Source organism: Hungatella sp. L36, from assembly GCF_014288035.1.
Window position 1 is genome coordinate 184,332 of the sequence record NZ_JACOPC010000006.1, and the last position, 21,495, is coordinate 205,826.

Below are 21,495 nucleotides of genomic sequence, written 5' to 3' on the forward strand. Positions count from 1 at the left end.
TTAGAGCACGGCTGCAGGAAATGCCGCCGCTGTTTTGTGGATCTCAAGGCTGTCTCCATACTCCCTTTCCAGGTAATCCGCCATAAATCCGATAAACAGATGCTCCAGTCCATAGTGTCCGGCATCCAGAATTGCCAGATGATTGGCCGCCGCATCGATGCCTTCATGATGCCCGATATCGCCTGTGATCAGGACTTCGGCGCCGGCCTTTTCCGCGTAGGCAATGGAGCTCTTTCCGGAGCCGGGAGCAATCGCCACACGCGTTACCGTCTCCTTCACCGCGTGTTCCCCGTAAACGGTAATAAACGGCAGACCGAACCGCTCCTTGACGAACAGGGCCAGTTCCTTTAATGTCATCGCATAAGGAAGCGCTCCCACCTTGCCGATACCATATGGAACAGGCTTTCCGTCGATCTCCATGGTGCCCATCACCTCCAGAACGTCCGGTTCCATAAGACCCAGCCGTTGGGCGGCAATATCCGCCATACAGCCGGGAGCCGCGTCGAAATTGGTGTGCATGGCGTAATAATTCACATTGTACTGGATTAAACTCATCACCCTGAGGGCAATGAAATCATCATCACTGACCTTTTTTAGCGGTTTAAAAATAAGCGGGTGGTGTGTGAGCAGAAGATCGGCCCGCATTCGAATGGCTTCCTCCACCACCTCATCTGTGGCATCCAGTGCGATTAAGATTCTGTGAATCTCCTGCTCCTTCCATCCGACGAGCAGGCCCACATTATCCCAATCACAGGCGCAGCCAGACGGCGCCAGTGTCTCAAGCTTCTGTATCAGTTCCAAGCATTTCATCTTGTGCCTCCTTGTTCCAGGCCAGCATGGCTTCCATCTCCCCGCGGCGCTTGAAGGCCGCCGGCGTGTCGCTGTCCTTCAGTGTATCCAGAATCTGTTCCAGCTGTTCCTGTTCCTTCTTAAGAAATTCTGCAAGAACGGGACTCTTCTGCCGGATCAGCCGTCCTCCGTACAGGTAATGCGGCTCGGAGGTATAATCCCAGGAAATACCGTCCCGTGTCACCCCCATCACCGTATAGTATTTTCCATCTTCCTTCATCATAGTCTCCCGAACAATGGAAAATGACTCTTTTTCCAGGAAACGGCGCACTTTATCGAGTTCCGACTGCGGGGAAAGGACCCAGTATCCGATGGTCTCCCACAGATCCCGCCCTTCTTCCAGAATATGTATGATCAGTTCCCCGCCCATACCCGCAATCACGACGCAGTCCGCTTCCCCTGTTTCAAGCCCAGCCAGGCCGTCGCTTAAGCGCACATCGATTCGGCTTCCGAGTCCAGCCTCCTCCACGTGGGCTCTGGCGCGTTCCAGCGGGCCTTTTCTCACATCCATGGCTACCGCGTGCTCCGCCTGACCTTCCCTGACTAAGTAAATGGGAACGTAACCGTGGTCCGTCCCTATATCAGCAATGTTGCTTCCTTTGGGAACAAAGGAAGCAACTGTTTCTAACCGTTTTGATAATTTCATATATACAGCTCCAATATCAGTCGTCTAAATAATCTTTCAGCTTTTTGCTCCGGCTTGGGTGGCGGAGCTTCCGCAGGGCCTTGGCCTCGATCTGACGGATTCGCTCTCTCGTCACATTGAACTCCCTGCCCACCTCTTCCAGCGTCCTCGGTCTTCCGTCGTCGAGGCCGAACCGCAGGCGAAGCACCTTCTGCTCCCTCTCTGTCAGGGTGTCAAGGACCTCCATAAGCTGCTCGTGAAGCATGGTAAAGGTAGCCGCGTCCGCCGGAACCGCCACCTGATCGTCCTGAATAAAGTCACCCAAATGGCTGTCTTCCTCTTCACCGATCGGCGTCTCTAAGGATACTGGCTCCTGGGATACCTTCATGATCTCCCGCACCCGTTCCACCGGCATGTCCACTTTCAAAGCAACCTCTTCCGGCGACGGTTCCCTGCCCAGCTCCTGCAAAAGCTGCCTTGAAACCCGCACGAGACGGTTAATGGTTTCCACCATATGAACGGGAATCCGGATGGTACGGGCCTGGTCTGCAATCGCACGCGTGATCGCCTGACGAATCCACCAGGTCGCATAAGTACTGAATTTATAGCCCTTCCTGTAATCGAACTTTTCCACCGCCTTGATGAGCCCTAAATTCCCCTCCTGAATCAGATCAAGGAACTGCATGCCGCGTCCCACATACCGTTTGGCAATGCTGACGACCAGCCTTAAGTTGGCTTCCGTCAGCTTCTCCTTGGCCAGTTCATCTCCAAGTTCAATCTTCTTGGCCAGTTCAATCTCATCATCACTGGATAAAAGCGGAACCTTGCCGATCTCCTTTAAATACATGCGGACAGGGTCCTCAACGCTGACGCCCTCCGGAACAGAGAGATCGATGTGCTCCATATCGATTTCTTCCTCTTCCTCCAGTTCTTCCTCGATAAACAAATCGGGATCCAGCTCCAGGTCCTCGTCTTCATTGATCTGAAGAACGTCCACTTTATTCGTTTCCAGGAAATCATAGATCTGGTCCAGCCGGTCTGCATCCAGCGTAGTGCCAGTAAAGAAGTCGAGCACTTCCTGATTTTCCAGAACATTCTTTTTCTTTTTCGCCAGCAGAAGCAGCTGATTTAACTTTTCCTCAAATGCAGCCAGTTCTTCTGCGGCCCTCAGTTCTGCCTCCCTGGCCTCGTCCACCTTCTTTGATGATGACAGCTTCTCTGCCGTTCTCTTAACATTCTCGCCCATGTTCTTCCATCCTTCCACAGCTTGCCTATAGTGTTCACCCTAATCCAGTGAAATATGCAGATCTTTCAGCGCCGCCTGCTCCTTTATGATTCTCTGCAGCTCCTCGATCCCCGCTGCGTTGCGGCTGGCATAATCGAGGCTGTTCTTTTTCACCTTCATGATCGTTTCTGAAAATGCCTTCTTCTGTTCTTCATTATCCAGGGATTCTTTCAGGCTCGCATTAAAAAGTCCCGCAACCACCCGGTACTGTTCTTCATCGTTAATAAAATGATTCAGGATTTCTGCCGGATTCAAATTCCCGGCGGCGTGTCCGTCAAATACCATCTTGGCTACCTGATGGTACAGATCTTCAATAAAATCATCGGGAGTGATGATTCCCTCTATCTTGTCAAACAGGAACGGATTCTCGATCAGCCATGTGAGGAGAAGCCTCTGGGACTGATTTCTTCCGTCTTCCCTGTCCTTTTTCTTCTTTCCTGCAGTATTCTCTTCTTCCTCCCGCGGAGCCACCGGACCCAGTCTCGCTCCCATGCGGTTTACCAGACGTTTTAAATCTTCGTAATTGATGAAAAATTCCCGGGACACGGCCTCTAAATAGTTCTCCCGCTCCAGGGCCTCCGGAAACTCACAGAGCTTCTTCGCCACCTGGTTATAGAACTCGGTCTTCTGTTCGGGGTCATCCATCTCGTAGTTTCTCTTTAAAACGTCGATTTCAAATAAAAAGCTGTTTCTCGCCTGCTCGATCCGTTCACGGAACGCTTCGGCCCCCATGTTCTTGATGAACTCGTCGGGGTCTTTATGCGGCTGCATGTTCAGCACCCGGATGGACATGCCCACGTCGCGCAGAATCGGAATCGCCCTCAGGGCCGCCTTCGTTCCCGCTCCGTCGCTGTCGTACGTTAAAACCACCTTATCCGTATAGCGTTTTAACAGCGCCGCATGCTGCGTCGTAAAGGCCGTTCCCAGCGACGCCACCGCATTGGTGAAGCCGGCCTGGTGCATGGCGATGACATCCATATAGCCTTCGCAGATTAATATGTATTTTTCCCTGGAAAGTCTTGCATAGTTGAGGCCGTAGAGATTCCGGCTCTTATCGAACAGCTTCGTCTCCGGAGAGTTTAAGTATTTCGGTTCCCCTGCGCCCATCACACGGCCGCCGAAACCGATGACACGGTTGTTCACATCCATGATGGGGAACATAACACGGTTCCAGAACTTGTCATGGGCTCCGCGCTCCTCGATGGTGACCAGACCTGTCTCCTTTAAAATCTTGTCGTCGTATCCCTTTGCCCTTAAATACCGGTACAGATCGTCACTGGTCTTATTGGCAAAGCCGAGTCCGAAGTGGCGTATGGTATCGTCGGCCAGCTGCCTGTCCCTCAAATACCGGTAACCCACCTCGCCCTGCGGATTCGTGAGCTGAAAATAGTAATAATTTGCCGCCATGCGGTTAATCTCCAGCAGGGCCGTCCGCAGATCCGCGGCCTCTTTTGCTTCCTTGCTGTACTCCTGCTTCGGGAGCGCCACGCCGGCCCTGTCGGCCAGCATCTGAAGCGCTTCCATAAAGGAATAATTCTCATATTCCATCACAAACGTAATCACATTGCCTCCGGCGCCGCAGCCAAAACAGTAATACATCTGTTTGGAGGGCGACACGGAAAAGGAAGGTGATTTCTCATTGTGAAACGGGCAGAGTCCAAAGTAGTTGCTCCCCTTCTTCTGCAGCTTCACGTAACCTGAAATCACATCCACGATATCGTTTTTCATTCTGACTTCTTCTACTACTTCTTCCGGATATCGCATGATATTTCACACCTCCCTGATTCCCTTAACTGTCAGATATCCTTCCAGGCCTTTGGGACGAACAGCTCCTCGAACTTGTCGATGGCGTAGCTGTCGCTCATCCCCGCTATGTAATCGCATACCACGCGTTCACGGTTTTCGTGGCGTACATCCATCAGATAGTGGTATTCCGCCGGGAGCTTATCCGTATGCTCCATATAATAGTTAAACAGCATCACAATGAGATGCTGCGCCTTTCCTTCCTCCGCCTTGGGTACGTCGCTCCGGTATACGTTCTCAAACATCCAGGTGCGAAGCCCCTGCATGGCTTCCTCCATGTGGGGGGACATGATAATCTCCGGCTTCTCATAGCTGTTTCGGATAATATCATGGATCAGGTTATTCAGACGTTCCCGCACGCTGTGCCCGAGAACCTCCGTATAGCACTCCGGCAGATCTTCCTCCACAAACATCCTGGCACGGATCGCATCATCGATATCGTGATTGATGTAGGCGATCTTATCGGAAAGCCGTACAATCTTTCCTTCCAGCGTCGATGGGCTTCCGCTCGTTCTGTGGTTTAAGATGCCGTCGCGCACTTCCCAGGTTAGATTAAGGCCTCTTCCATTCTTTTCCAGGACCTCCACAACCCGAACGCTCTGCCGGTAGTGGGCAAATCCTTCCGAACAGATCTTGTTCAGGACCGCTTCCCCTGAATGGCCGAAGGGCGTATGCCCGAGATCGTGCCCCAGCGCGATGGCCTCCGTCAGATCCTCGTTCATGCGCAGCGCCCTGGCAATGGTCCTTGCAATCTGAGATACTTCCAGGGTATGGGTAAGGCGCGTCCGGTAGTGGTCGCCTTCCGGCGCCAGAAATACCTGTGTCTTATGCTTCAGCCTGCGAAATGTCTTACAGTGGATAATCCGGTCCCGGTCACGCTGATAGACGGGCCGTATATCACACGGTTCTTCCTCCCTTTCCCTTCCTCTCGAATTCCTGCTGAGTGAGGCGTAAGGGCTTAAAGCTTCTGCTTCCCAGGATTCCGTGGATTCCCTGATATTCATGTGTCACATCCTTCCTGTTTTTTACTTGTTTTTGTCGATTCCGCCTTCCATCTGCAAAGAGGAAAGGGGTTACATTTGTTCTTCTAAATAAATACCCAAAGTTATGTTACATTATATCATATTTTCAGTAACTTTAATACCCTCTATTTAAAGTTCTTCACTTCACAAAGACATCTGAGCAGCAGCTCCCCGTTCGAGCGGCTTCTGTTTCCCGTTCTGTTCCTATGGTAAACGGATACTGCTCTGTTCCGATACAGGAATCAGGCCGCATATAAACGCAGTAGCCAAAAACTGCAATAAAGCATATAATATTATATAAAAAACACAATTTTAAAGTTTATTTTTCTAATGTTTCGCTTGTATTTTGCAGGGAATTATTATATAATATTTACATAGAATATTTATTGTATTCTATAAAGCAGTTGGTTACGAAGCCTGCCAAAATCGTATTAATAGTGGTTACAGAGCCTGCCAAACACTGTATTAATAGCGGTTACGAAGCCTATCAAAATCGTATTAAAAAGAGCCGGTACTTGATACCGGTTCTTTTTTAATTGGAGAACACAAAAGATGAAATGGATCAATGTAAATGAATCGTATTTAGACTATTTAAGAAATAGTGAAAGCAGAATTCCCAGAACGGATTATGGTGATGACAGATATAAACCATTTTTTTGCATATTGTTTGAAAAGAACAATTTGTATTATATCACACAAATATCACATGCCCAGTCAAGACATAAAAATATGAAACAACAAAAAGATTTTTATAAAATTTATGATCCTGCAATTTCAAACAGATTGATCGCAGTCATCAATTTAAATTATATGTTTCCTATTCCAAAGTCCGAATTTTCCTTATTTGAAAAAAGAAAAATAGATACATACAGGACTTTTCAATCAGAAGAAGAAAAAAGTAAATATATAGATTTATTAGACAGAGAATTACATGTAATAAATTCTTTAGACTTATCTTCAAAGGCTCAGTATATCTATAATCTAAAATATAAATATCCTGATGCTCCTTTGTCCAGAAGATGTTTAAATTTTAAAGAACTGGAGAACTCAGCCCAAAAATACATATCAGAAAAGTAATATGAATCTTAAAATCCCCACAGTTTCACCATAAACTGTGGGGATTGTGTAATGATAACTCTGCCTGTACTTCATATTACATCAATATTGATTCTGCAGCCTCTCCGATCCCTTCACAGAAGGTTGGATGGGGCATGATGACGGCCGCCAGATCTTCGGCCGTCAAGCGCTTTGAAATGGCCAGTTCCAGTTCGCCGATCATATCGGTTGCCCTGGCGCACATCAGCTGGGCGCCCAGGATACGGCCGGTCTCCTTTTCGGAAACTATTTTTAAGAAGCCACGGTCCTGCATGGACAGGACAGACTTTCCATTTACGGACATGATGTATTTTCCTGTGGCGGTATCGATGCCGGCGGCCTTTGCCTCGTCGGCGGTGAGGCCTGCGCAGGCGATCTCCGGATCGGTGTATACGCAGGATGGAATGACGGTCATATCCTTTCCCTTCAGCTCCGGGAACATGGCGGAAGCTGCCTGACAGCCCTCTGCCGCAGCCACGTGGGCAAGACAGACGCCTCCGATGAGGTCTCCAATGGCGTAAATGCCGGGTACCGAGGTTTCATAGCGCTCGTTTACCAGGACTCGGCCCCGCTCCATTTCGATGCGCTCCTGCATGTCTTCCGAGAACAGACCGCGGCTTAAGGGACGGCGGCCGACGGCTGACAGAATCAGCGCGGCCGGGGCTTCACAGTTTTTTTCTTTTTCCGTATAGCGGCAGAGATACGTTCCGTCTCCCATCTTTTCGACGGAGGAAACCGTAGCTCCGGTATGAATATCTACGCCGCGTTTTTTCATAATCATCTTTAAATTCTGGGAAATCTCCTTGTCCATGCCGGGCAGGATCTTATCCATGGCTTCCAGTACCGTGACCTGACATCCCAGGTCGTTATAGACAGTAGCAAACTCCATTCCGATGACTCCGCCGCCAATGATCACGAGACGGTCCGGAACACACTCCTCCTCCAGCATCTGGGTGCTGTTTTTCACGCCCGGTAAGTCCATGCCCGGAATGGGAAGGGATGAAGGCTCGGAGCCTGCTGCCAGCAGAATATAATCTGCGGTTACTTCTTCCTCACCCGGCATCACTTTCACTAAATGTTCTCCGCACACTACGCCGGTACCCCGGTATAGATCGACCTTTGCGGCGGCCAGCTGCTTCTCGATGCCGGCGCGCAATTCTTCCACCACGGCGTCTTTGCGTTTCTTCAGTTCCTCCATGGATACCCGCAGGCCTTCCGTATGGAGGCCGGCGGCCTCTGTCTTCTTCACCTCCCGGTAAAGGCCGGTGGTGTGGAGATACGTTTTCGTAGGAATGCATCCGCAGTTTAAACAGGTGCCTCCCACATGGGACCGTTCGATCACGGCCGTTCTTTTTCCCGCCTTCGACGCGTAAAGGGCCGTCATATAGCCGCCCGGCCCCGCGCCGATTACGACGAGATCATAATGTTTTTCCATCCAATCCTCCTGTTCTCTCAGGCGCGTCTGCGAATCGACGGCACAGCACTACATCATATCGCAGACCAAATCCTGTAAATCCTGCCGCATCGCCTCCTGAACCGGAGTGCCGCAGGACAGGGCTGCAAAACGGTCTGCCGCTGCCTTTCTGTTCCAGATCATGCCGGTCAGAATGTCTTCCACGGCTTTGATAAAGTCCGTATCCAGGGCGTCGGACCAGATCTTTCCTTCCTGGACACGCCCCTCTTCCACATGGACCAGCACCTGGGCCTCCCCCCAGGTAAAACGGGCGGCGGCTTCATCGCTGAACGGGATCTTCCTGCCGTATTTCCACTCCCAGGAGGCAAACCTCTCCGTCCGCGCTCTTACCTCGTCTTCGCAAAGCCGTTCCGGAGGAAATGGGCCTGCGGGAAGGCCGTAGACCTCGCCGAAGCTTTCCTCCAGGCTGTCTCTCATGCGTCTAACCGTCAGATCCGGTACGAATTCGATTAAATTGGCCACACGGCTTTTGACGGAATCCACGCTTTTGGATCTCAGTTTTTCCCTGGAAACGTTTAGATAGCGGGCCATTTCTTCTTTGTCCACGGAGAGCAGAATGGTCCCGTGATGATAGCAGAAGTCCCCGGTCTCGTAGTACGCGTTGCCGGAAAACTTGCGGCCATCCACTGTGATATCATTGCGGCCGGTCCGTTCTGCGTTTACACCCAGCTTTTTGACCGCCCTTAGGATAACCTCCGTCTGTTTTGTGACATCGTAGTTATCTTTTCTTGTGATGAAGGTAAAATTTAAATTGCCCAGGTCGTGGAACACGGCGCCGCCTCCCGACAGCCGTCTCACCAGATGACCTCCGGCGGCCTCCAGTTCCTCTCTGCGGCACTCCTTCCATGCGTTCTGATTCCTGCCTATGACCACGGTTTTCTCATTCTGCCACAGGTAGAGAATGCATTCCTCTTCTTCCACATGGTAAAGCAAATACTCCTCCATGCCGAAATTGGGATAGGGGTATGACCCCGGCCCCAGGGCCAGGGTCAGTCGGCGGATCACGCCTCTTCCCCCTCTGCGCTTTCCTCCCCGAATGCGTAATGCAGCTTCGGATTCCGGGCCGCATTTACTTCATCCAGGCGCTTCACCATGGTGATGTGGGGGGAGCTCCGGATATATTCGGGATCACGCTTCGCCGTCTCATAGATCTCGTGGAACACGGCGATCAGTTCATCTAAGTTCTCCTTTGATTCCGTCTCCGTCGGCTCCACCATCAGGGCCTCGTGGACAATCAGCGGGAAGTACATGGTCGGCGGATGGATTCCATGATCTAAAAGGGCCTTGGCGATATCCATGGCCGTCACGTCCATCTCTTCCTTTTCCTGCTCCAGACTCATGACGAACTCATGCATGCACGTCTGTTTAAACGGCATATGGTAATAGTCTGACAGCTTTACCCTGACGTAATTGGCATTTAACACCGCGTTTTTACAGGCGTCGGCAATGCCGTCGGGGCCCAGCGTCAGCACGTAAGAGAGCGCCTTCACCACCACCAGGAAGTTTCCGTAGAATTCTTTAACCATGCCGATGGATTTTTCATAGGGCTCCATGCGAAGCACGCCGTCCCGTTCCACCACCTTCTGTCCCGGCAGGAACGGTTCCAGGAAACGCTTGCAGCCCACCGGACCGCTTCCGGGTCCGCCGCCGCCGTGAGGCGTGGAAAAGGTCTTGTGCAGATTCAAATGAACCACGTCGAAGCCCATGTCTCCCGGCCGTGTGATTCCCATAACCGCATTTAAGTTCGCTCCGTCGTAATAGCAGAGGCCGCCTGCATCGTGGACGATCTTTGTGATCTCCAGGATGTTGGGATCAAAGAGTCCCACTGTATTGGGATTCGTCAGCATGAGACCTGCCGTGTCTTCTCCGACAGCCTCCCGAAGCTTCTCTAAATCCACAAGTCCGTCGGCTGTGGATGGAATATTGATTACCTTGTAGCCGGCCATGGTTGCACTGGCCGGATTCGTCCCATGGGCGGAATCCGGAACAATGATCTTCGTCCGTTTCTCATCCCCGCGGCTCTCGTGCCAGGCACGAATCAGCAGAAGTCCCGTGAATTCGCCGTGGGCGCCGGCCGCCGGCTGGAACGTCATGCTGTCCATTCCTGTTATCTCACAGAATATTTCCTCCGAAGTCTTCAGGACCTCTAAGGCGCCCTGAACGGTGGATTCCGGCTGCAGCGGATGAATTCCTGTAAATCCGGGGAGTCCGGCGATCTCATCATTGATCTTTGGATTGTATTTCATGGTGCAGGAACCCAGGGGATAACAGCCGTCGTTGACACCGTGGGTCGCTTTGGCCAGCTCCGTATAATGGCGGCTTATGTCATTTTCAGATACCTCGGGAAGGCGCAGCGGAAGCGCTCTCGTGCACTCCGGCATCACGTAAGGCACGTCGGATGGCGGCAGAATCTGGCAGTGACGCCCGTTTACACTTCGTTCAAATATCAGTTTCATGCGCAGCACACCTCCTTTACGAGATCGGCCAGACGGTCCATCTCCTCCTTCGTATTCATCTCCGTGGTACACCAGAGCATGCGTCCGCCTGGCAGAGGCAGACCGCCTAAGTAACCTTCTTCCTCCAGCTTGGCGGACAGCCGCGCTGTATCTGCCGGGCAGTCTGTCACGAACTCGTGGAAAAATGGCTTGTCATAGACCGGACTTAAACCGGCTGCTCTTAGCTTTTCTCTCAAATAATGGGCTTTCGAGGTGCACTGGAGCGCCGCCTCCCGAAGTCCCTCCGGCCCCATGGCCGATAAATAGACCGAGGCCGTCAGCGCGCAGAGCGCCTGGTTGGAACAGATGTTGCTGCTGGCTTTTTCCCGGCGGATGTGCTGTTCTCTCGCCTGAAGCGTCAGGACAAAGCCCCTCTTTCCGTCGGAATCAACCGTTTCCCCCACGATACGTCCGGGCAGCTTCCTCATCATATCCCGCGTGGTCGCCATAAATCCCAGGTAAGGACCGCCAAATGCCATCGGAAGCCCCAGCGGCTGTCCCTCTCCCACCGCGATATCGGCACCGCATTCGGCCGGAGTCTGTAAAACCGCCATGGAGATGGGATTACAGCCGGCGATCAGCTTGGCTCCGGCTTCGTGAACCAGTTCCGCCATGGCCGTAACATCCTCCAGAATCCCGTAGTAATTGGGCTGCTGTACATAGAAACAGGCCGTCGTCCCATCAAGCATCTCCTTAAGCGCCTCTAAATCGACGCTTCCGTCCTTTGAAGGAACCAGTTCCACGTGGGCGCCTCTGCCGTGGCAGTACGTCTCCATCGCCGCCAGCACATCCGGGTTAGCCGTGTCCGCCGCCAGGACTCTGACTCTCTTCCGTTCCCGGCACATGAATACGCTCTCCGCGGCGGCTGAAGCCCCATCGTAGACCGACGCGTTGGCCGCGTCCATGCCGGTCAGTTCACAGATCATGGTCTGGTACTCGAAGATAGCCTGTAAATTTCCCTGGCTGATCTCCGCCTGATACGGCGTATAGGCGGTAACAAACTCCTCTTTGGAGACCACCTCCTTAACTATGGCCGGTATGTAGTGGCGGTACGCCCCCGCTCCGCGGAACACATGGTCAAACACGCGGTTTTTTCCCGCCAAAGACTCCATCTGCCTGCGCAGCTCAAGCTCTGATTTGCCCTCCGGGATGGAGAGCCGCCCCTTTAACTTCACTGAATCCGGCACACAGCCGAACAGATCATCGTAATCTTTATAACCGATTTCATCGAGCATCGCCTTCTGCTGATGATCGGTACTGGATAAGTAAGACCCCATTTGCATTCTCCTTTTTGCCCTATTACAGCTGCATCTAACGTTCTTATTCTTTGACGAACTCCTCGTATTCCCCCGCGCTCATCAGCTCTTCCTGATCCCCAATATCGGATACACGGATCATCCAGGCCCCGTACGGATCGGAATTGATGCTTTCCGGACTGTCCAGCAAGTCTTCGTTGATTTCCGCAACCACGCCGGTGATCGGGGAATAGACATCGGAAACTGCCTTTACGGACTCCACATCGCCGAACGCCTCGCCTGCCGTCACCTCATCCTCCGGCTCCGGAAGATTAACGAATACGAGATCTCCCATCTGATCCTGCGCATAGTCTGTCATACCGATTCTGGCTGAACCGTCCTCTAAAAATTCGACCCATTCGTGAGATTTTGCATACTTTAAATTTTCTGGATATGTCATTGTTTTTTCCTCCATATTATAATTTATATTTTCGTGGAATATCTATTTCGTTCTTTTGTAGAAAGGAAGCGGAACTACCTCTGCTTCAATCCGGCGTCCTCTTACGTCCGCCTCTGCCTTCGTACCGGGCACAGCATACTCTTTCTTTACCAAAGCCATGGCAACCGGGCATTTTAAGTAAGGAACGTGGGTTCCTGATGTGGTGATGCCGATCTCTTCCCCATTCGCATAGACGGTCTCATGTTCCCGGATAATGCCCCGGCCGGTCACCTTTAAGCCGACTCTCACCCGTGTAGGTTCTCCCTTTGCCTCGATGGCCGCTTTTCCGATAAAGTCTTCCTTCTTCATCTTCACCGCAAAGGAGAGTCCCGTCTCCAGCGGAGTGATGGTGTCATCCATCTCGTGGCCGTATAAAGGCATGGCCGCTTCCAGTCTCAGCGTGTCTCTGGCTCCCAGTCCGCAGGGAATCAGACCTTCCTCTTTTCCCGCCTCCATCAGTGCCTCAAAAAGCTCCGGCGCCTTCCCGGCATCCATGTAGAGCTCGTATCCGTCTTCCCCGGTATAGCCGGTCTTCGATACGATGCAGCGGATTCCCGCCACCGGACGGTCTGCAAGGCAGGTGTAATATTTTACCGGCAGGTTCTCTTTGTCTGTCAGTTTTAGCAGAATCTCTTCCGCCTTCGGCCCCTGAAGCGCCAGCTGGCCGACTCCCGCCGATATATCCTTCAGTTCGGCGCCGGGAAGCTTATGGGCCATCATCCATGCGAAGTCCTTGTCTTTGTTGGATGCGTTCACCACGATAAAATAGTGATTGTCTCTGATCTTGTAAACGATCAGGTCATCCACCACGCCGCCCTCCTCATTGCACATGGGGCTGTATCTGGCCTGGCCGTCCACCATGCTGGTAAAATCATTGGTCAGCAGATGGTTTAAATTGTCGAGCGCCGCTTCGCCCTCACACAGGATCTCCCCCATATGGGACACGTCAAACAGGCCGCAGGCCGTCCTCACCGCCATGTGCTCCGCGATCACTCCGGTCCCGTACTGCACCGGCAGAAGAAATCCGGCAAACGGCACCATCTTTCCCCCGTACTTTACATGAGTATCATATAAAGTTGTCTTACATTCCATGTTTCCCTACCTCCAATCAAGATCGTTAAATTTTGGACATAAAAAAGACATACAACAAGAAATAAGAATTGTCATATGCCCCGTCTTCGTACCTGAAAGATTACCTTCAGCCGTCGCCGTTCCTTTTCTGATCCAGTCCACGGCTGCTGTGTCCGGTCTGAGGAACATACGGCTGGAAAGCTGCCTCGTCGGTGGTGTCCATCACCTTTCCAGAGTTTCGTCCAAATCCGGTCCTTTTGCCTGAGAGTTTTTCTCACCTTCGGCTCCGCCAGTAAAGGCGGTCTCTCCCGAACTCTTCATCCGAATATTCAATTTACGAGTAAAGTATAACATGTATGGCAGGGAGCCGCAAGCGATTTTTGTGCATATTTTACGATTTCTTCTTTCTCTGTCTTCGTTTTGCTATGGCTGCCGAAAATATGATTTTGGACGATTCCGGGGATGACTTCTCTCACCGGTTATGCTAAAATAAAGCCATGAAACGAAAGGGGACATCTGCAAATGAACAAAAGCAAAATCTTCAGCTACGAATACGATGAATATGAAGACGGGACAAAGGGAGCCCACACTCTGATTGATGATCTTTTTGCCGACCCTGATTTTTCCGGACTGACAGAGCTTTCCATAGGAAACTGGGGCGATTGCTGGGAGGAAAGCTGCCAGCCAATCATCGACGGAATTATTTCACACGCGAAAGAATTTTCCCATATCCGCAGCCTCTTTATCGGAGACATGGATTTCGAGGAGTGCGAGGTATCCTGGATCATTCAGGGCAACTATGGCGGCTTATGGGCGGCGCTTCCGGAGCTGACGGAGCTGACCATCAAGGGAAGCACCGATCTGGAGCTGGGCGCTGTCTCTCATGAGAAACTGGAATCGCTCACCATCATCTGCGGCGGACTTCCGAATTCTGTCATCGAGTCCGTGAAAAATGCGCGGCTGCCCGGCTTAAAAAAGCTGATTCTCTACATAGGAAGCGATAGTTACGGCTTTGAGGGCGACTGTGAGACCATCCGTTCTCTGCTTGACACCATGGATTTTCCGAAACTGGAGTATTTAGGGATTGTCGACAGTGAGATGCAGGATGAGATGACGGAAACCGTACTGGGGTGCCGCTATATGGACCAGATCCACACACTGGACTTGTCCTGCGGGACTCTGTCTGACAAGGGAGGCGCCCTTCTTCTTGAAGCGCTGCCCGCGCATCCCAATATCCAGAAGCTGGATGCCCACTACCACTACTTAAGCACCGGGATGATGCAGCGTCTGGCCGCGCTTCCGATCGAGACGGAGCTGTCCGAACAGAACAAACCGGATAACTACCGCGGCGAGGTCTGGATGAACGCCATGCTGACAGAATGAGAACCGCGGTGCTGCTGGGAAACCGGGACACGAAGCGAACCATCTACTTTGAAAAGGCGGCCCGCCAAAACGGACTGCCCTTTCTGTTTCTGGAGTGGGAAGATTGGAAGCGCTGCGGTTTTCCCGCTGACAGCCAACTGTTTGTAAAGATCGATCCCCCGGTCTGGACCGATGGCCATCTCTCCGGCCTCAATGATCTGGTCGGCTCCTACCGCAGTGATTTGAAGGCATTGGAAAAGGAGGTGTCAGTCTCCCAATTCCTAAATCCGCCTCGTGCGGTCATGGAGCTGCTCGACAAGACCGGATGCAAGCAGGTATTAAAGGAGGCCGGTCTTCCCGTTACCCAAAGCCTGGGAGAAGGCATCGGGGACAGCGAAACGCTTCTCTCCCGCATGAAGGACATGCGGATATTTTCGGTCTTTATCAAACCGGTATCCGGATCCGGCGCGGCCGGGGTCACGGCATTTCGCTTCCAGCCAAAGACTGGACGCATGGCCGCCTACTCCTGCGCCGCACCCGATCAGGCAGCATTAAAGCCGGAGCGTTCCTCTTCTTTCCGACCGCCGCTTATCAATACGAAGAGACTTCACACCATCACGGAGCCTGCAGAAATCCTGGATTTTTTAGACAGTCTGCTCTCCCTCGGATGTATTGTGGAACGGTGGTACCCGAAGGCGGACTTTCAGGGATTTTCCTACGACTTGAGGGCGGTCTGCCAGGATGGAGCCCTCGATTTTCTGCTGGCACGGCTGTCGAAAGGGCCTGTCACCAATCTCCATTTAAACAATCACCCGCTGGAGGCCTCCCGTCTGGCGCTGCCGGAAGACGTCACTTCGACCATACAAGAGCTCTGCCGGAGGGCCTGCGGCTGTTACCCCGGCCTTCGCAGCGCCGGGATCGATATTCTCCTGGAAAAAGGCAGCTTAAAGCCACGGATCATCGAGATGAACGGACAGGGCGACCTGCTTTACCAGGATATTTATGATAAGAATGAAATTTACAGCCACCAGGTCAGGATGATGAAGGCATGGCTGGAGCAGGGAGGTACTTTATGAGCGATGATGCCATACATGATGATTCATTGAATGATAATTCGATGAATGATGATTTGATAAATGATAATTTGATGCACGAAAATGTGACGTGCCAAGAAGCACTGCGCGAGGTCCCGGCCGGCTTATTTGGCCGGACGCTGAACGCCATGCAGCCGGATATCGATATGAATAAAATCGCAGGCAGCCATGACATCCTTTTTATCTGCCTCGACACCCTGCGCTACGATGTGGCCGCGGAGGAGGAAGCAAAAGGTACGACGCCGGTACTGAACCGGTATGGCCCCTGGGAGAAGTGCCAGGCTCCCGGCAATTTCACCTATCCCTCCCACCACGCCATGTTCGCCGGATTTCTGCCCTGCCCTTATGATGCCAAAAGCATCGCGGACCGGCAGCCTCTCTTCTTCCCGGTAAACGCGGGTATGGGAAAGAGAGCGCCCGCCGGCGCCTTTGGATTTTCCGGGGCGACCATCATGGAAGGGCTGGAGAAGGCCGGCTACGACACCTGGTGCGTGGGCGGCGTGGCATTTTTTGACAAGCGCTCCGACCTGGGCCGAGTATTTCCCGGATATTTCCGCCGCAGCTACTGGAATCCCTCCTTTGCCTGTCCCGTCAAGGACAGCACCGGCAATCAGGTGGATTTTCTCTTAAAGAAGATCGAAAAAGCAGACAGGGACATTCCGGTTTTTCTCTACTTAAACATCGACGCTATCCATTACCCCAATTACTTTTATCTGGATGGCGCCGTTCATGACAGCCTTGAGAGCCATGGCGCAGCTCTGCGTTATGTGGATGGCCAGCTGGGCCGGCTGTTTGAACGCTGGAAGGCGGTGCGGGGCAGCACCTTTGTAATCTGCTGTTCCGATCATGGAACGTGTTACGGGGAAGACGGCTGCCAGTTTCACGGCATCAATCACCCGGCCGTAACCACGGTTCCCTATAAGCATTTTACCCTTTAAGGTCAGGAGTTCGACACCCATGAATATGAAACGATATACGCAGTATATGTACAGCTATCCCCATAAGACGGCCTACGGTCCCCTGGAAGGAGTTACTCTGAATCAGTATCTTCCTGATCTGGCTGGTCCCGGGCATGATCTCTACCTCCATCTCCCCTTCTGCGAGACGAAATGCGGTTACTGCAACTTATTCTCCGTCACGGGGCTGGGGGAGACGGCCATAGACCGGTATTTAGACACCGTGGAACGGCAGCTTCGCCAGTATGAGCCGCTTTTTGCCTCTGCAAACTCCCTTTTTACCGGCCTTACGATCGGAGGCGGAACCCCGTTGCTGCTGACGGAAGCGCAGCTGGAACGGTGCTTTGCCATGATACGGCGTTATACACGGCTTACCCGGGACGCGGAAATCATCATCGAGACCGCGCCGAATCAGACGGCGAAGCCAAAGCTTGCTCTGCTGAAGGACGCCGGTGTCACGAGAGTCAGCATGGGTATTCAAAGCTTTTTCGATGAGGAGCTGAAGGTCCTTAAGAGGAGCCACCGGGCAGAGAAGGCCAGAGAATCGCTGAATCTTTTGATGAACAGCGGTTTTTCCAGGGTCAATGCGGACTTCATCTACGGCGTGCCGGGACAGAGCGTCTCCTCCTTCCTCTCCTCGGTAAAAGAAGCGGTATCCTTCGGCCCTGACGAGCTGTTTCTCTATCCTCTGTACGTAAAACACGGCGCGGCGCTGGAACAGGAATTAAACTGCGGCCTCGTTCTGGATGAGGACCTGGCCTTCCGCCAGTATGAAGCGGCTGCGGAATGGCTTGCCTCGCACGGTTACCGTCAGGATTCCATGCGCCGGTTCGTCAGGCCGGAATCGCCCGGGGGCAGCAGGGAATTTTCAGACTGCGGCTTTGGGAGCACGCTGTCACTGGGATGCGGCGGCAGAAGCTATCTGGGAAACCTCCATTCCTGTACTCCCTATGCCGTCACAAGAGAAAGCTGCTTAGAGCAGCTGGTCCAATACGAAGAGACCACGGATTTCTGCGCAGTCACCCACGGGATTCTGCTGTCGGAAGAGGAACAGAAACGAAGATTTGTCATACGCCATCTGCTCATTCTTCCCGGGCTTCCTCTCACGGCTTACCGGGAAGCGTTTCATGGTGACGCAGCCGCTGATTTTCCAATTCTTCATGAGTGGACGGAGCAGGGCTTTCTTGAGGAGCAGGGGGACTGTCTTGCACTGACGGAAAAAGGGATGGGGCTGTCCGATTATCTAGGCCCCATGCTCATTTCAAAGGAAGTCCAGGATAAAATGAATCAATGGGAGGCTCATCATGGCACGAAACATGATCCAATACAGAGGGAGTTTAAAGAGCTGTAATTACGGCTGTTCCTACTGCCCCTTCGCCAAACGGCCCTCTTCTCCGTCTGAGCTTTTAAAGGACAGGGAAGACTGGATGCGGTTTGTCGGACATCTGGAAACGCAGGGGGAACCGTATGGAGCCGTCATGGTGGTTCCTTACGGGGAGGCGCTGATCCACGATTACTACTGGGAGGGGCTTGCCCGGCTGAGCCGCATGGGGACAATGGATGCCGTTGGTGCGCAGACCAACGTAAGCTTTGATATCGATCGCCAGCTTACCATCTTCAAGGAAAACGGCGGCAGGAAAGAAAAACTCCGCGTCTGGGCCACCTTTCATCCGGAGATGACGACCGTGCCCCTCTTTGCAGAGCAGTGCAGAAAACTGCTGTCTGCCGGAATCCGCGTCTGTGCGGGGGCAGTTGGCGTGCCGGAGAACCTGGAAACACTTCGGCGCTTAAAGGAGGCACTTCCCGGCGGATGCTGCCTCTGGATCAACCGCATGGATGGGCTGAACCGCCGCTACACAGAGGAAGAACAGCAGGCATTTCTCAGGATCGATCCCTGGTTTTACCGCGAACTGCACGTAAAAAAGGCGATGCCGGAGCAATGTCCGGGACGCCTTTTTGTAGAGTCTGACGGCAGAATGAGGCGCTGTACCATCTCCGCTCCCCCGGAAGGAAACTGGTATGATACGGGAGGGACAGAGACACTTCCATGCAGGAAAAAGGCATGTACCTGCTACCTGGCCTATGGCGGCCGGATGGACTGTGAGGAGCGGACCGCATTCGGGCGCTGGCCTCTTTTTCGCATCCCCTGGAGTCCCAGGGCAGTGTTTCTCGATCTGGACGGAACGCTTATTCCTAAAAACGGCCGGGCGGAGGACCGCCTCCTTCCCCAGCCGGGGATCAGTGGGGAATGGATGGACTTTTTCAAACGCGAGTCCCGGACCAGGTCCTTATTTCTGGCCACCTCCCTGCCCTGGAAAGAGGCGGCCGCCAAATGCAGGAGCATACTCCCCTATATATCAGGAGGTGTCTTTGCAGGAGGCGCGCATGTGGTCTTTCGGCCAGGAAATGATCAGGCAGGGAAAGATCGTACAGCGAAAGACCACTCAGGGGACGACCGGCATGAGATCTTCCACACCTTCGACGCCCCCTGGCTCCCTCAGTTCTCGGCGCTTCAGTCCGACTCCCGCTACCGCTTTCGCCTCCGCCTCTTTGAACACGAAGGCCGTCCTTATAAGCTTACACTCACGAGACCGCAGAAACGCGGCTGGAGGCAGGAAGAGGTGAAGGCGGTCACCGGACTTCTGGCGCCCGGCGCGTTCCGCTGTTTCACGGAGTGCGGCAATCTTCAGATCGTTTCCCGGGAGGCCGACAAAGGGAGCGGGGTCCGCGAACTGTGTGCGTTTCTGGGAATCGATCCCCGTGAGACGGCGGCTGTCGGCGATTCCGAGGAAGACATTGCCATGTTTCGTACCTGCGGTTATGGAATTGCTGTAAAAGGAGGTTCCCTGAAGGCTGCCGCAGAGGCCGATTTTATAACGGAATGCTCTCCGACAGACATAAGGTTCCATACCCCAGCTCCGCATTAGGCCACTGCGAATATCCGGGCAGATGCCTGGCTCCCCGCCTTAAATAGGCTTTTATTTTCTCGCCGTACAGGAAAGGGTCCCTCCCGTCCACGATCCCCCACTGCATCAGAAGCGCCGCGCTTCCCGTGACAAACGGCGTGGCAAAGGAGGTTCCCGTCACGGACTCGTAGCCGCCCCCGGACCTGGACGTGATGATTCCGACTCCCGGAGCCGCCAGATCGGGCTTCACCTGATTGGTCTTTCGCGTAAAACCGCGGCCGGAAAAATCGGCAAAGGACTGATAAGCGTCGTCATAGGCGCCTACGGATATGACCCCTGCCGCCGTGGATGGGATGGTCAGCGTCGTCTCCGGTGTAGGCCTTAAGAAACGGGTTGAACGGCTCAGCACGCTGGCAGAGGGCAGCCAGAAATCGAAGTTTCCCTCCACGATCTCCAGCGGCGTCAGACGGATTCTCCAGAGCCCCTCTTCCACATAATTTGCTTTGGGAATGAAGTCCAGATAAATCTCCTGCGCCACACTGTAGGGTCCCGGCTTACCATAGTAAAGCAGGATCGTCAGGTTTTCAAAGGAAATGGTCTGCGGCCCCAGACGGCTGCTGATCGGACCGATGGTCTCGCCGGACGGCGTAATCAGACTGATATCAAAGATATCCGTATAGGACTTCCACAGCTGGATGCTGAAGCTGGTCTGATACGACCCGATCGTCAGCTCCACCTCCTGCGGCTGGTTCATCACCAGCTGGCCGGCGCTGTGCCCGTCTCCCACCCCCTCATTACCGGTTCCCACCACGAAGACCGCTTTTCCGTAATTCGAAATATCATTCAGAAACGTTTCCAGGAGACTCGTTCCATCATGGGAACCGTACGTGTTGCCGAAGCTTAAATTGACCGCCACCGGCTGTCTCCGGCGCACGGCTTCTCTCACCACAAAGTTGACCGCCCGCATCAGTTCCGTCGTCCGCGGGAAGCTGTCGCTTCTCGGCACACCCAGCTTTACCACCAGGAGATCACTCTCATACGCGATTCCCCGGTACTGGCCGTTATTCTCTCTTCCGTTGCCCGCTGCAATTGCCGCTACTGCGGTTCCGTGGCCGCTCGTATCCACAGAGGGCACGATCGCCCTTGCCCCCGCCCGGCTCCCTGCGGCCAGCGCCTCGTTGATCTCCTCTTCTGTAAACACCCGGTCCAGCGTCTGATCCCAGAGCATGACGATGCGGGTGTCCCCGTTCTCCTTTCGGAAATCATCGTGGTAATAATCGATTCCCGAATCGATGACCGCCACCAGGACCCCTCTGCCGGACAGGTCCGACTCCCCCCGCTGCACCAGATTAATACAGGAGGCTGCCTTCGCCTGGTTAATGGCAAAGTACAGCCTCTTCGGTTTTTCTATGAAATCGATCTGCGGCAGACTGCTGACATAGTCGATCTCCGGCTCCGGCACCGTTAAAATGGCGTACTCGTTGATCATCTCATCCACAATGATCCCGTGTTCTGTCAACTCAGCCAGGCTCCCGGAATACCTGACGATCAGTTCCCATGTATTCAGCTCGGAGTTATACCCCACATTCAGGGACTCCGATTTTTCCCGTTCCTCTGTCGTGGCACTGAGAGAGAGGTTTAAGAGGTTTTCCAGCTTCTGATTCTGCATATGCTTCTCTGCGTTATTCTTTTACTCTATCATACGCATCATGGCACGGGTGTAT

The 21,495-nt window shown here is 53.2% G+C and carries 18 protein-coding genes and 1 riboswitch; of the genes, 6 read left to right on the forward strand and 12 right to left on the reverse strand.

What is annotated here, in order from left to right; genetic code table 11:
- Genes H8S80_RS16465 through H8S80_RS16485 form a run of 5 tightly spaced genes read right to left on the reverse strand, consistent with a single transcriptional unit; the run spans position 1 to position 5,566 of the window.
- A complete protein-coding gene (locus tag H8S80_RS16465) occupies positions 1–810 on the reverse strand; it encodes a Nif3-like dinuclear metal center hexameric protein (RefSeq protein ID WP_117632595.1) in 810 nt (269 codons plus the stop codon).
- Positions 779–1,495 carry a tRNA (adenine(22)-N(1))-methyltransferase gene (locus H8S80_RS16470; protein ID WP_117632594.1) on the reverse strand — a complete coding sequence of 239 codons (717 nt, stop codon included), beginning with the start codon at positions 1,493–1,495 and terminating at the stop codon, positions 779–781. Before H8S80_RS16470 ends, H8S80_RS16465 begins: the two co-directional genes overlap by 32 nt.
- A gap of 16 nt (positions 1,496–1,511) precedes the next feature.
- A complete protein-coding gene (rpoD, locus tag H8S80_RS16475; protein ID WP_002603857.1) occupies positions 1,512–2,720 on the reverse strand; it encodes an RNA polymerase sigma factor RpoD in 1,209 nt (402 codons plus the stop codon).
- A gap of 39 nt (positions 2,721–2,759) precedes the next feature.
- Positions 2,760–4,523, reverse strand: a complete 1,764-nt coding sequence (gene dnaG, locus H8S80_RS16480; protein WP_002603856.1) for a DNA primase — start codon at positions 4,521–4,523, stop codon at positions 2,760–2,762.
- A 32-nt stretch (positions 4,524–4,555) separates the two neighbouring features.
- The gene (locus tag H8S80_RS16485) at positions 4,556–5,566 is read right to left on the reverse strand and encodes a deoxyguanosinetriphosphate triphosphohydrolase (RefSeq protein ID WP_002603855.1); all 1,011 of its coding nucleotides are present in this window, start codon (positions 5,564–5,566) and stop codon (positions 4,556–4,558) included.
- Between the two features lie 570 nt (positions 5,567–6,136).
- On the opposite strand from H8S80_RS16485, the gene H8S80_RS16490 reads away from it, so the two are divergent.
- Positions 6,137–6,661, forward strand: coding sequence for a type III toxin-antitoxin system ToxN/AbiQ family toxin (locus tag H8S80_RS16490; RefSeq protein WP_117632593.1), 525 nt, complete (start codon positions 6,137–6,139; stop codon positions 6,659–6,661).
- 76 nt (positions 6,662–6,737) lie between these two features.
- On the opposite strand, the gene lpdA is transcribed toward H8S80_RS16490, so the two are convergent.
- The 6 genes from lpdA to gcvT are packed head-to-tail and all read right to left on the reverse strand — an operon-like array spanning position 6,738 to position 13,474.
- Positions 6,738–8,114, reverse strand: coding sequence for a dihydrolipoyl dehydrogenase (lpdA, locus tag H8S80_RS16495; RefSeq protein ID WP_002603853.1), 1,377 nt, complete (start codon positions 8,112–8,114; stop codon positions 6,738–6,740).
- Positions 8,115–8,162: 48 nt separating this feature from the next.
- A complete protein-coding gene (gene lplA, locus H8S80_RS16500; RefSeq protein ID WP_002603852.1) occupies positions 8,163–9,158 on the reverse strand; it encodes a lipoate--protein ligase in 996 nt (331 codons plus the stop codon).
- A complete protein-coding gene (gene gcvPB, locus H8S80_RS16505) occupies positions 9,155–10,609 on the reverse strand; it encodes an aminomethyl-transferring glycine dehydrogenase subunit GcvPB (RefSeq protein ID WP_117632592.1) in 1,455 nt (484 codons plus the stop codon). Before gcvPB ends, lplA begins: the two co-directional genes overlap by 4 nt.
- Complete coding sequence (gene gcvPA / locus H8S80_RS16510) at positions 10,606–11,925, reverse strand: aminomethyl-transferring glycine dehydrogenase subunit GcvPA (RefSeq protein ID WP_117632591.1); 1,320 nt, start codon at positions 11,923–11,925, stop codon at positions 10,606–10,608. Before gcvPA ends, gcvPB begins: the two co-directional genes overlap by 4 nt.
- Positions 11,926–11,968: 43 nt before the next feature.
- On the reverse strand, positions 11,969–12,343 hold the full coding sequence (gene gcvH, locus H8S80_RS16515; RefSeq protein ID WP_002603849.1) for a glycine cleavage system protein GcvH: 375 nt from the start codon (positions 12,341–12,343) through the stop codon (positions 11,969–11,971).
- A 42-nt stretch (positions 12,344–12,385) separates the two neighbouring features.
- Complete coding sequence (gene gcvT / locus H8S80_RS16520; RefSeq protein WP_002603848.1) at positions 12,386–13,474, reverse strand: glycine cleavage system aminomethyltransferase GcvT; 1,089 nt, start codon at positions 13,472–13,474, stop codon at positions 12,386–12,388.
- Between the two features lie 218 nt (positions 13,475–13,692).
- Positions 13,693–13,774: riboswitch (glycine riboswitch) on the reverse strand.
- A 201-nt stretch (positions 13,775–13,975) separates the two neighbouring features.
- Here gcvT and H8S80_RS16525 point away from each other — a divergent pair.
- From H8S80_RS16525 to H8S80_RS16545, 5 genes are read left to right on the forward strand one after another with little or no spacing between them, the layout of a single operon-like run.
- Positions 13,976–14,836 (forward strand): STM4015 family protein, encoded by an 861-nt coding sequence (locus H8S80_RS16525; RefSeq protein ID WP_117632590.1) that lies wholly within the window; start codon positions 13,976–13,978, stop codon positions 14,834–14,836.
- A gap of 8 nt (positions 14,837–14,844) precedes the next feature.
- Entirely contained in the window at positions 14,845–15,891 is a 1,047-nt protein-coding gene (locus H8S80_RS16530; RefSeq protein ID WP_320965783.1) for an STM4014 family protein, read from the forward strand.
- Positions 15,888–16,847, forward strand: a complete 960-nt coding sequence (locus tag H8S80_RS16535; protein ID WP_117632588.1) for an STM4013/SEN3800 family hydrolase — start codon at positions 15,888–15,890, stop codon at positions 16,845–16,847. The genes H8S80_RS16530 and H8S80_RS16535 overlap by 4 nt, the downstream gene beginning before the upstream one ends.
- Before the next feature lie 19 nt (positions 16,848–16,866).
- On the forward strand, positions 16,867–18,216 hold the full coding sequence (locus H8S80_RS16540) for an STM4012 family radical SAM protein (protein ID WP_117632587.1): 1,350 nt from the start codon (positions 16,867–16,869) through the stop codon (positions 18,214–18,216).
- The gene (locus H8S80_RS16545; protein WP_117632586.1) at positions 18,170–19,792 is read left to right on the forward strand and encodes an STM4011 family radical SAM protein; all 1,623 of its coding nucleotides are present in this window, start codon (positions 18,170–18,172) and stop codon (positions 19,790–19,792) included. Before H8S80_RS16540 ends, H8S80_RS16545 begins: the two co-directional genes overlap by 47 nt.
- On the opposite strand, the gene H8S80_RS16550 is transcribed toward H8S80_RS16545, so the two are convergent.
- A complete protein-coding gene (locus H8S80_RS16550) occupies positions 19,737–21,440 on the reverse strand; it encodes a S8 family peptidase (protein WP_117632585.1) in 1,704 nt (567 codons plus the stop codon). The genes H8S80_RS16545 and H8S80_RS16550 overlap by 56 nt on opposite strands.
- Positions 21,441–21,495: the final 55 nt, after the last annotated feature.